Annotated in this window: 11 protein-coding genes; 5 read left to right on the top strand and 6 right to left on the bottom strand. The window is 59.8% G+C overall.

Annotation, left to right across the window (positions count from 1 at the left end; translation table 11 throughout):
* Nucleotides 1-74 precede the first annotated feature (74 nt).
* Together PMI37_RS24725 and PMI37_RS24720 are read right to left on the bottom strand one after the other, a co-directional pair.
* Nucleotides 75-380, bottom strand: coding sequence for a PsiF family protein (locus tag PMI37_RS24725; RefSeq protein ID WP_008086206.1), 306 nt, complete (start codon nt 378-380; stop codon nt 75-77).
* 63 nt (nt 381-443) lie between these two features.
* On the bottom strand, nt 444-1238 hold the full coding sequence (locus tag PMI37_RS24720; protein WP_008086204.1) for an AraC family transcriptional regulator: 795 nt from the start codon (nt 1236-1238) through the stop codon (nt 444-446).
* Between the two features lie 96 nt (nt 1239-1334).
* On the opposite strand from PMI37_RS24720, the gene PMI37_RS24715 reads away from it, so the two are divergent.
* Entirely contained in the window at nt 1335-2222 is an 888-nt protein-coding gene (locus PMI37_RS24715) for a DMT family transporter (RefSeq protein WP_008086202.1), read from the top strand.
* 115 nt (nt 2223-2337) lie between these two features.
* Here the strand turns inward: PMI37_RS24715 and PMI37_RS24710 are convergent, their stop codons facing one another.
* The 3 genes from PMI37_RS24710 to PMI37_RS24700 form a co-directional block, all read right to left on the bottom strand.
* A complete protein-coding gene (locus tag PMI37_RS24710) occupies nt 2338-3216 on the bottom strand; it encodes an esterase/lipase family protein (protein ID WP_008086200.1) in 879 nt (292 codons plus the stop codon).
* Between the two features lie 91 nt (nt 3217-3307).
* Nucleotides 3308-3613 carry a DMT family transporter gene (locus PMI37_RS24705; RefSeq protein WP_008086196.1) on the bottom strand — a complete coding sequence of 102 codons (306 nt, stop codon included), beginning with the start codon at nt 3611-3613 and terminating at the stop codon, nt 3308-3310.
* Nucleotides 3614-4252 (bottom strand): FMN-dependent NADH-azoreductase, encoded by a 639-nt coding sequence (locus PMI37_RS24700; RefSeq protein ID WP_008086195.1) that lies wholly within the window; start codon nt 4250-4252, stop codon nt 3614-3616.
* 121 nt (nt 4253-4373) lie between these two features.
* Here PMI37_RS24700 and PMI37_RS24695 point away from each other — a divergent pair, with 121 nt between their 5' ends.
* A complete protein-coding gene (locus tag PMI37_RS24695; RefSeq protein WP_008086193.1) occupies nt 4374-5318 on the top strand; it encodes a LysR substrate-binding domain-containing protein in 945 nt (314 codons plus the stop codon).
* Nucleotides 5319-5408: 90 nt separating this feature from the next.
* Nucleotides 5409-5942 carry a ferritin-like domain-containing protein gene (locus PMI37_RS24690; protein ID WP_008086191.1) on the top strand — a complete coding sequence of 178 codons (534 nt, stop codon included), beginning with the start codon at nt 5409-5411 and terminating at the stop codon, nt 5940-5942.
* 91 nt (nt 5943-6033) lie between these two features.
* Here the strand turns inward: PMI37_RS24690 and PMI37_RS24685 are convergent, their stop codons facing one another.
* Complete coding sequence (locus PMI37_RS24685; protein ID WP_008086189.1) at nt 6034-8109, bottom strand: AsmA family protein; 2076 nt, start codon at nt 8107-8109, stop codon at nt 6034-6036.
* Between the two features lie 389 nt (nt 8110-8498).
* On the opposite strand from PMI37_RS24685, the gene PMI37_RS24680 reads away from it, so the two are divergent.
* Nucleotides 8499-8915 (top strand): hypothetical protein, encoded by a 417-nt coding sequence (locus PMI37_RS24680; protein WP_008086187.1) that lies wholly within the window; start codon nt 8499-8501, stop codon nt 8913-8915.
* 168 nt (nt 8916-9083) lie between these two features.
* Nucleotides 9084-9716 (top strand): TetR family transcriptional regulator, encoded by a 633-nt coding sequence (locus tag PMI37_RS24675; protein ID WP_008086186.1) that lies wholly within the window; start codon nt 9084-9086, stop codon nt 9714-9716.
* Nucleotides 9717-9786: the final 70 nt, after the last annotated feature.

Genomic DNA, 9786 nt, shown 5'->3' with positions numbered 1-9786 from the left:
CAAAAGATCGCAGCCTGCCGCAGCTCCTACATTCATCTCCTGTAGGCGCTGCCGCAGGCTGCGATCTTTTGATCTTATTTTTTCTTCAGGCAATCACTCATGAAGGTCTTGCGCGCATCGCCGGTCAGCGCTTTGGTTTTCGCATCGGCGTTGCAGGTTTTCATTTTTTCCTGCTGCGGGGTCAGGGCCTTGCCATCGTTGGCCGCAGGCGCTGCCTTCAGGCAAGTGCTCATAAAGGTTTTGCGTTCATCGCCTTTGAGGCTCTTGGCGGTCGCATCGGCATTGCAGGTGGTCATCTTGTTCTGTTGCGCCGTGGCGGCGAAACCCTGAGAACACAGGAGCAAACCAATCATCAACAAAGGCACACGCAACATCTTCATGGAGTTTTCTCCTTGTCGCCGCACCGAGGGGGGCGGCCTCTGCCGAAGTGTAGTCAAAGCTTGTTACACCTTCCTGCCTTCACGGTGGCTGCGTCGATACTGCTCCGGCGTGCAACCGGCCTGGCGGGCGAACATGGCGATAAACGCCGAGCCGCTGCTGTAGCCGAGGTCGAAGGCAATTTCCTGCACGCTGCGCGAAGACTCCAGCGCTTCGATTGCCGCGAGATAGCGCAGCCGCTGGCGCCATTCGCCAAAACTCATGCCCAACTCGCGCACAAATTGCCGCGCCAGCGTGCGCTCGCTGACATGCACCTGCAGCGCCCAGTGTGCCAGCGGCTGGTTGTTGCCCGGCTCGGCTTGCAGGGTTTCGAGGATCGCCAGCAATCCCGGACCGCTTGCATAGGGCAGATAGCATTCATGCACCGGCGCCTGCTGCAATTGATCGACCAACACCTGCGCCAGTCGCTGGTCGGCGTCGAGTACGGGAATCTTCACGTCACGGGCGGCGAAGTCCTTGAGAATCGCCTTGAGAATGTCGCTGATCGCCAACGTGCAGGCACGCCGGGGCAAATCGGCGCAGACCTTGGGATCAAGGCACACCGCGCGATAGTTGACCGGTTGATGGCTGTAAAAACTGTGCTCGACCTGCGGCGGCACCCACACCGCGTATTGCGGCGGCGACATGAAGCGACTGCCGTCGACGTCCATGTGCAGCACGCCGTGCGCCGCATATTCCAGCGTGCCCCACGGATGACGGTGCGGTGCGGCGAATTCATGGGCGTTGAAATCGGCGTAACGGAAGTACACCGCCGACGGCAGCTCGCTGAAATCCAGCAGATCGATGTGTTTACTGTTCATGCTGTCCGGTTTCAGAGGCAGGTTGTCCGGTTTGAAGTATAGGCCTGCATCCAGACAAGGGATAATTGCGACTCATCAACGTACTGGTTTCAACTCATGCAATACGCGTTTCCGCTGCTGGCGATTTTTATCTGGGCCGGCAATACCGTGATCAACAAACTGGCGGTCGGGGCGATTTTCGCCGCCGAGATCGGTTTCTATCGCTGGCTGCTCGCCGGCTTGCTGTTCACCCCGTTCATGCTCAAAGCGGTGATCGCGCACTGGCCGCAGATTCGCCCGAATCTGGGCAAGATCTTCGTCCTCGGCGTGCTTGGCATGGCGGTGTATCAGAGCCTCGCTTACTTCGCCGCCACCCTGACCACCGCGACCAACATGGGCATCATTCTGTCGCTGATGCCTTTGATGTCGCTGGCCATGGCGATCATCAGTCTCGGTCAGCGCCTGACTGCCGGCGCATTGGTGGGCGCGGTGCTGTCGTTTGCCGGCGTATTGGTGGTGGTGTCGTCCGGCAGCCTCGGCGCATTGCTGCAGCACGGCGTGAACATGGGCGATGCGATGATGTTGATCGCGACCCTGGCTTACGCGATTTACAGCACGTTATTGAAGAAATGGCAGCTGCGCCTGCCGCCGCTGGTGTTGCTGTACTTGCAGGTGCTGGTGGCGATTGTCGTATTGTTTCCGTTGTATGCGGCTTCACCGAAAACCGGTTTGACCCTGCAGAACATTCCGCTGGTGTTGTATGCGTGTCTGTTGGCTTCGATGCTTGCGCCGTTGGCGTGGATGCAGGCTGTGCAACGCCTGGGGCCGAGCCGGACGACGTTGTTCTTCAATCTGCTGCCGTTGATTACTGCGCTGATTGCGGCAGTGGTACTGAAGGAGAAGTTGGCGATGTATCACCTGGTCGGCGGATTGCTGACGTTGGCTGGGGTGATTCTGTCCGAGCGTTGGACCACCGTGTTGGGCCGCCAGCCCCGCACTGCCTGATGCCTATATCTTTGTGGCGAGGGGATTTATCCCCGTTGGGTCGCGTAGCGGCCCCAAAAAAGCGAGGGCTGCTGCGCAACCCAACGGGGATAAATCCCCTCGCCACAAAAGCGATTTAAAGGCCGGCAGCCTCTAGTCGCGCCGCATGCTCGACAAACAGCCGCACCGGCTCCGCGCCCTTCCCCACCAGCCCCAGCGACTGGTTGACGATGTCGAAATGATCCAGTGGATAGTCATCGCCAATCACCGTGCCCAGATGCGAGCTGTAGCGCCCGACCATCCCGTCGCACTGCCCCGACTCACGCACGAACGTCCTGGCAAACAGTCGACAGCTGCGGTTGGTCCCATCAAACAGATTGCCGCCGCGATCGGTCTTGCCCGGCTGCAACGTCCCCGACCACGAGTAGTACCGCACACCGTTGACCTCTTCCGGCCCGTGCCCGCCCCAGGTTTCGGGCAGGCCCTGTGGATAACGCTGGTTGAACAGCGCCACGCCGTCAGTGGTCAGCGACTGGTGCGAGGCGCGGATATCCACCGGCAGTTTCGGCCCGCGATAGCCGGTGTCCAATAACGCCATCAGCCACCCGATAAAACGCAGCAGCACCTCCAGCAAGCGCCCCTTGGCGCTGTTGACCGGGTAGTGTCGTTGCAGATAATCGGCCAGTTCCGAACCATGATTGGGCCCGGCCACCGACGTCACCGAGGCGACCAGATCCGGGCGTTTCGCCGCCGCATACCGCGCCGTCAACGAGCCCTGACTGTGGCCGAACAGGTTGACCTTCTGCGCGCCGGTGTCGCGCAGGATCTCGTCGATGCGCGCCAGCAACTGTTCGCCGCGCACCTCAGTCGAATTGAGCGGCGACACCTGCACGGCAATCACCGTTGCACCTCCACGGCGCAACGCTTTGACGATTCCATACCAATACGGATAAAGCACCAGCCGGATAAACCCGAGCATGCCCGGGACCAGCACCAGCGGATAACGCGTGGACATGGGCAGACATCCTTGTGGTCGGTGAGTGGATGCAAGGCCTGCAAAACGCTCGCCAAGCATCCTCCGTGATCATGACAACTCAACCACCAGCCTACTTCAGCCCCACCACCCCCGCCACAATCAGCCCGACCGACAGCAGTTTGACCAGCGTCAGGCTCTCGCCCAGCAGAGCAAAACCGAGGAACACCGTGCCCAGCGAGCCGATGGCCGTCCAGATCGGATAAGCAATGCTGACCGGCAATTCACGCATGGCCAGCGTGAGAAAGTAGATGCCGCCTACTGCCGCAATCACCGTGATAACCGACGGCCATGGCCGGGTGAAACCTTCGGCGTATTTCATGCCCATGGCGAAGGTGACTTCGAATCCGGCGGCGATCAGCAAGCACAGCCAGGCCACCTAGAACGTCCGGGCGAGGTCGAGCAGACGCTGCTCGGCATCGGCCACCGACACCGCGAAGGTGCGCTCGGCAGATTCTTCGCCCTCGGCGGCGACCACGCTGACGTCGTTGATGCCGACGAAGCCCAGCGCTGTGCGCAGCCATGGATCGGCGTGATTCAGCGCCTCCAGCTCGCCACCCGGGCCGAAGCCGAAACCGCCGCGACTGGTGACGATCAAGGCTTTCTTGCCCTGTAATAGCGGCGTGTATTGAGCAACGCCGTTGTCCAGGGTGTGATCGAAGGTCAGGCCCAGCCGCACGATCTGATCGACCCAGGCCTTGAGGCCGCTGGGCACACTGAAGTTGTACATCGGCGTGGAAATCAGCAGCAGATCATGCTCGAGCAACTCGCCAACCAACTGGTCGCTGAGCGCCAGATCGGCCTGCATCGACAGTGGCCGCGCCTCGGGTTCCGGGTAAAACGCTGCCGCCACGAACGCCTCGTTTACAGCTGGAATCAGTGCCCGGCCAACTTCACGACGGGTGATGTGAGCCTGCGGATGGCGCGCCTGCCAGGCGCTCAAAAAACTTTCCGCCAGACGGCGCGACGTTGAACGGTCACCACGCGGACTGGCATGAATCGCAAGAATCTTACTCATCTGTATATCCTCAGAACTAGAATCAAACGGCTTGTAGCTCGCAGCTTGAAGCGCGTCACTGCGTGCCTTCAAATGAATAAAAATCAGTCGGGATGAATTTATTTCACCCATGGAGTATTGAATGTTCGCTTCGCTGCCACTGACCGCCCTGCGCGCCTTCGAATCCGCTTCGCGGCTGTTGAGTTTCAAGGCGGCGGCCGAAGAACTGTCGGTGACGCCGACTGCCATTTCCCATCAGATTCGCTCGCTGGAAGACTGGCTGGGGGTCGCGCTGTTCGAACGCCTGCCACGCCAGGTGCGCCTGACCGAGGGTGGCGAGCGGCTGTTTCGCAGCCTGCACGGCGCGCTGCTGGAAGTGGCGCAAAGCGTCGACACCCTGCGCCCGCAACGCAGCGGCAGCAGCCTGACGCTGTCGACCACCGCCGCCTTCGCGGCGCTGTGGCTGGTGCCGCGTCTGGGGCGGTTTTATGCGCAGCACCCGAACATCAATGTGCGCCTTGATACCCATTGCGAAGTCATCGACTTGCACCAGGACGCCAGCGTCGATCTGGTGTTGCGTTACAGCCTCGACGATTACCCCAACCTGTATGGCCTGTGCCTGTTCGATGAATCATTCGGCGTTTACGGCTCGCCCGAGCAAGTGGCGCTGGCCGCACGGAGTACGCCGACATTGATCAGCGTGCATTGGCACAACTCGAAGCTCTACGCCCATGGCTGGGAAGCGTGGTGTGCAAAGTCCGGCGAAAACTGGTTGAAGCCGCAGCCGGCGATCCGTGAATACGACGAAGAGCATTACGCCCTGCAAGCGGCCATTGCCGGGCAAGGGTTAGTGCTGGCGAGCAATATTCTGGTCTCGGAGAGCGTCGCCAGCGGCTTATTGGTGCCGTACAAGGGCGAGGTCGTGGTCGACGGCGCAGGTTACAGCGCGTTGTGTGTGCCGGGCCGCGAACGACATCCGCCGGTGCGGGCGTTTTTTGCCTGGTTGCGAGAAGAGGCTCTGTTGTCCGGGCTGACGCCAAGATCGCAGCCTTCGCCAGCTCCTGCTGGGGTGGTGCAAAACCGATAAAACTTTTTCCTTCGCTCATGACTCACAACTTGGGTAGCGACCACGGCCGCAGAACGTGGCGCCCATCGGATTAGCCTCCAGGAGATTGAAATGAGCGACGACCTGCATCTGTCAGATGTCCAAACCCTGCGCGATCGTGCGCGCCAACACGTCGAGAACGGCGCGGTCACCGAGGGCTACAGCGCCGACCGTGAAGAGGTGCTGCGCTTGCTCAACGAATCGCTGGCCACCGAACTGGTCTGCGTGTTGCGCTACAAGCGCCACTACTTCATGGCCAATGGCGTGAAAGCCCACGTGGCCGCCGAAGAATTCCTCGAACACGCGAATCAGGAAGCCGAGCACGCCGACCGTCTCGCCGAGCGGATCGTGCAATTGGGCGGCGAGCCCGAGTTCAACCCCGACCTGCTGTCGAAAATGTCCCACGCGCAATACGTGGCCGGGAACACCCTCAAGGAGATGGTCTACGAAGACCTCGTAGCCGAGCGGATCGCCATCGACAGCTACCGCGAGATCATTCAGTACATCGGCGAGAAAGACCCGACGACCCGCCGGATCTTCGAAGACATTCTCGCGCAGGAAGAAGAGCATGCCGATGACATGGCTGACATCCTGAACGACCTCTAACCCTTAAAAGCAAAAGATCGCAGCCTTCGGCAGCTCCTACACGGGTCTATGTAGGAGCTGCCGCAGGCTGCGATCTTTTGATCTTGTCTGTCTATTTAGTCGGTTTGACGGTCACCGGCGCCTTGCCCGCCTTCATCTGCTCCAGCAGCGGCGCACACTGATTCGGCTCGCCGCCACTTGGTGCCACCAGCGCCAACAGCCCCGCCGCCGGCGCTGCAATCACACCCAGGGCAACCATCCCCGCCCCACGCAACATCAGCGGCACGGCCTTCACCCCGGCGTCCGGCTTGATGAACTTGCCACGCACGTACAGCGGCGAACGCAGGGAGATCAAACGCCAGCCCTTCGATTCCGGCGTCACTGTCAGGTCGAGCTGCTCGTTGGCCATGTTCGCCGTGCCATCGATATAGATGATCGCGTTCTCGGTATCGAAGACAAACAGCTGCGTGGTGGCCAAACCGGTCTTGATATCGAAATCCGCCGCCGCGCAGTTGATCTTCACTTCCTTGTCGCCAAAGATCTTGCCGACTACGTAGTTGCCGACGTTGAGTCCGGCCAGCTCCATCAGTTCACGGCTGATCGCGCCGTCGTTGATCAACATCTTCAACTTGCCGTTGGCGCCGCCCAACAGCGCCGCCACCGAATTGCCACGCCCGCTGATATCGGCATCGCCATTGAGTTCGCCGAAACTGGTCTTCATCGGTTCAAACGTCGGGAACAGTTCTTTGAGCTTGAAGCGGCGTGCGGTCAGTTTGGCCCGGCCTTCCATGGGCTCGGTGCGACCGTTGAGACGAATCTGCGCATCAAGATTGCCGCCAGCGACGCCAAAGCGCAGCGGCTGCAAACTCAGTTCGCCGTCGTTCAATATCAGATGGGTATAGAGATCATTGAACGGCAGCTTCTCGCTGTGGACGATGCGCTTGCCGGTGAATTCAACGTCGGCATCCATCGCGCGCCAGCGGTCAGTCTTGAATTCCTCAACCGGCAGCACTTTGTCTGCCGGTTGCTTGCTGTCGCCGCCACGGGCCTTCTGCTTGTCATTCGAATCGGCGCCGATCAGCGGCGCGAGGTCGGCAAATAACAGTTGATTGGAAACCAGCGCACCGCTGAGTTTTGGTCGCGGCTGGGTTGCGACGTAAGTCAGGTCGCCGTGGATGTCGCTGTTACCGATCTTGCCGTTGAATTTCTCGTAGGTGAATTTCGCGCCGGCAGCGTCATGCAGTTTGGCAATCAAATGACCGTCGGTGGAATACGGTGGCGTATCGGGCAGCGTGACGCCGGTCAGCGGGTATAGATTGCCGAGGCTGTCGCCGGCCAGTTTCAGGCGCAGGTCGAGCGCGCCGAGATTCATCGGGTCGGTCAGGGTGCCGGCCAGTTCGATGCGGGTGTCGCCGATCTTCGCCTGGGCTTGCAGCGGGAACGGTTTGCTCGCGTCCTGCAAGGCCAGCAGCCCGCCGATCTTGCCTTGGCCGCTGAGGCTCTGGCCGTGGTATTGGCCTTTGACCTTCAGCGCAAATGCATAGTCTTGCGGTGCGCCGCCCTTGTCCTGCGCGGTTTTCGCCGCTTTGTCACCGACGATGTCGCTGTACGGAATCGGCTTGCCCAGTGGATCGATCAGCACATCCAGATTGGTTTTCAGGGTCTGGTCATCGAGGGTGACGTGGCCCTTGTCGAAACCGATGGCGCCGATGTCGACCACCCAGCTCGACGGCTCGGCGTTCGGGTCTTTGGGATCGAACTTGAATACCCAGTTGGCGCGGCCATCCGCCAGCCGTTGCAGATCGGCGTTGGGCTCGGTCAGGTCGATGCGCGGAATCACCACGCGTTGCGCCAGCAGCGCCAATGGCGAGATGCGCAGTTCGACGCGCTTGAGGGTGACCATCTGCGGTTTCTTCGACCAGTCCGGATTGCCCAGGCTCAAATCTTCAGCAACCACGTGCGGCCACGGCACCCAGGCGCGCCAACCGCCCTCGTCGGGCTCGCGCTGCCAGATCACTGCGAGGTTGCCATTGATGGCAAACGGTCGATGCAGTTCTTCCGAGACTTTGGCGTTGAGCGGCGGTTTGATCCGGTTCCAGTCGAAGAACACGATGATCAGTACCAGCACGGCCAGTAGCAGCACGAGGGTGGCGAAGGTCCAGCTGAAGATTTTTCCAGTGCGCGTCATGCACAAAGCTCCTGATCACGACCACTCACCCTTAAAGAAAGCGGCGAACGGCTGAAACGGCGGGCCAAAGCGGCCCCTATGAAAACTGTGACTGGCAAAAGGCCCGCAGGTTTAACCGAAAAGTCGATTAAGACGGAAAAACCCGGGTGAATTCTGACCGGTCAGTCGAACAGCGTTACCGCGACCCGCACGTTTGCGAGGCACGAGTGGGTCGAAAATACCCACCTAGGTGCAAAACCGATGCTCTGAAAGGCCCGATCTAGAGCCTCGCGCCAGAACAATCAATTCTGTTGATTATTACCATTGCGTTTATGAACTTTTATATCGACTTATCGAGAGTAGCATTGCCCTCGTACCCACTTTATCGCCCTCCCAAGGAGCAACCCATCATGAAACGCCAATTACTGCTTAGTCTTACCCTCTCGATGCTGGCCAGCACTGCTTTCGCCCTGCCTGCTGCCGATCAAGCCACGCCACAAGTCAAAACCAGCTACTCGGTGTTCAGCCAGACCGTGGCCGCTGATGGTTCCGACCACACCAAAGGCACCCTCGCTGAAGATGGCTACGACAAAACGCCACAAGGTCAGTCGGTAGCGGAAAACGGTCGCAACCGTCTGGAAGAAAAAGGTCTGGTCGAAGACGGCTACGACAAAACCCCTCAAGGCCAGGCTGTCGCCGAAAACGGTCGCAACCGCCTCGAAGAAAAAGGTCTGGTTGAAGACGGCTACGACAAAACCCCACAAGGCCAGGCTGTTGCCGAAGGTGGTGGTGACCGTGTGATCGAACGCAACAGCGCTGTGAGCTGAGCCCATGGTGGCCCGGAAAAAAAGCCCAATCGACGGATTGGGCTTTTGACTTTTCAGGTTCTGGTAAACGCCCCGTAAAAACCCTCGCTTTACTGCCCCGCCGTTCGACGCCGATAAAGCCGATTTGCTAGAGTGCGGCGCTTGTCCTGCCGAAGAACACACCCTGCGATGCTGCCCCGCGCCGAACAGAAGCAACAGACCCGCAACGCCCTGATGGACGCTGCCCGCCATTTGATGGAAAGCGGCCGTGGATTCGGCAGCCTGAGCCTGCGCGAAGTCACCAAGACCGCCGGGATCGTACCCACCGGTTTTTACCGGCATTTTGCCGATATGGACGAATTGGGTTTGGTGCTGGTCAGTGAAGTCGGCCAGACCTTTCGCGAAACCATCCGCCTGGTACGCCACAACGAATTCGTCATGGGCGGCATTATCGATGCCTCGGTGCGGATCTTTCTCGATGTGGTCAGTGCCAACCGCTCACAATTTCTGTTTCTCGCCCGCGAACAGTACGGTGGCTCGCTGCCGGTGCGTCAGGCGATTGGTCGATTGCGTGAAAACATCAGCTCCGACCTTGCATCGGACCTGACGATGATGCCCAAACTTCAGCATCTGGATGCCGAGGGCCTGAGTGTGATGGCTGATCTGATCGTCAAATCGGTGTTCGCTACCCTCCCAGACATCATCGACCCGCCCGCTGAAGCACTGCCGGAGCATCTGACGCCGCAGGCGAAGATCACCCAGCAGCTGCGTTTTATCTTTATTGGCCTGAAGCATTGGCAGGGCCTGGGCAGTACCGAGTAAAGATCAAAAGATCGCAGCCTTCGGCAGCTCCTACAGAGATTGCGTTTCATGTAATTGTATGGACTCGCCC

The organism is Pseudomonas sp. GM80, from assembly GCF_000282515.1.
GTDB lineage: Bacteria > Pseudomonadota > Gammaproteobacteria > Pseudomonadales > Pseudomonadaceae > Aquipseudomonas.
The sequence above is the reverse complement of the archived record's forward strand: the minus strand, read 5'-3'. Positions and strand labels throughout refer to the sequence as shown.

Bases quoted from the DNA above. Each gene is read 5' to 3' on its own strand.
- PMI37_RS24725 (WP_008086206.1), bottom strand. From the start codon at position 380: ATGAAGATGTTGCGTGTGCCTTTGTTGATGATTGGTTTGCTCCTGTGT.
- PMI37_RS24720 (WP_008086204.1), bottom strand. From the start codon at position 1,238: ATGAACAGTAAACACATCGATCTGCTGGATTTCAGCGAGCTGCCGTCG.
- PMI37_RS24715 (WP_008086202.1), top strand. From the start codon at position 1,335: ATGCAATACGCGTTTCCGCTGCTGGCGATTTTTATCTGGGCCGGCAAT.
- PMI37_RS24710 (WP_008086200.1), bottom strand. From the start codon at position 3,216: ATGTCCACGCGTTATCCGCTGGTGCTGGTCCCGGGCATGCTCGGGTTT.
- PMI37_RS24700 (WP_008086195.1), bottom strand. From the start codon at position 4,252: ATGAGTAAGATTCTTGCGATTCATGCCAGTCCGCGTGGTGACCGTTCA.
- PMI37_RS24695 (WP_008086193.1), top strand. From the start codon at position 4,374: ATGTTCGCTTCGCTGCCACTGACCGCCCTGCGCGCCTTCGAATCCGCT.
- PMI37_RS24690 (WP_008086191.1), top strand. From the start codon at position 5,409: ATGAGCGACGACCTGCATCTGTCAGATGTCCAAACCCTGCGCGATCGT.
- PMI37_RS24685 (WP_008086189.1), bottom strand. From the start codon at position 8,109: ATGACGCGCACTGGAAAAATCTTCAGCTGGACCTTCGCCACCCTCGTG.
- PMI37_RS24680 (WP_008086187.1), top strand. From the start codon at position 8,499: ATGAAACGCCAATTACTGCTTAGTCTTACCCTCTCGATGCTGGCCAGC.
- PMI37_RS24675 (WP_008086186.1), top strand. From the start codon at position 9,084: ATGCTGCCCCGCGCCGAACAGAAGCAACAGACCCGCAACGCCCTGATG.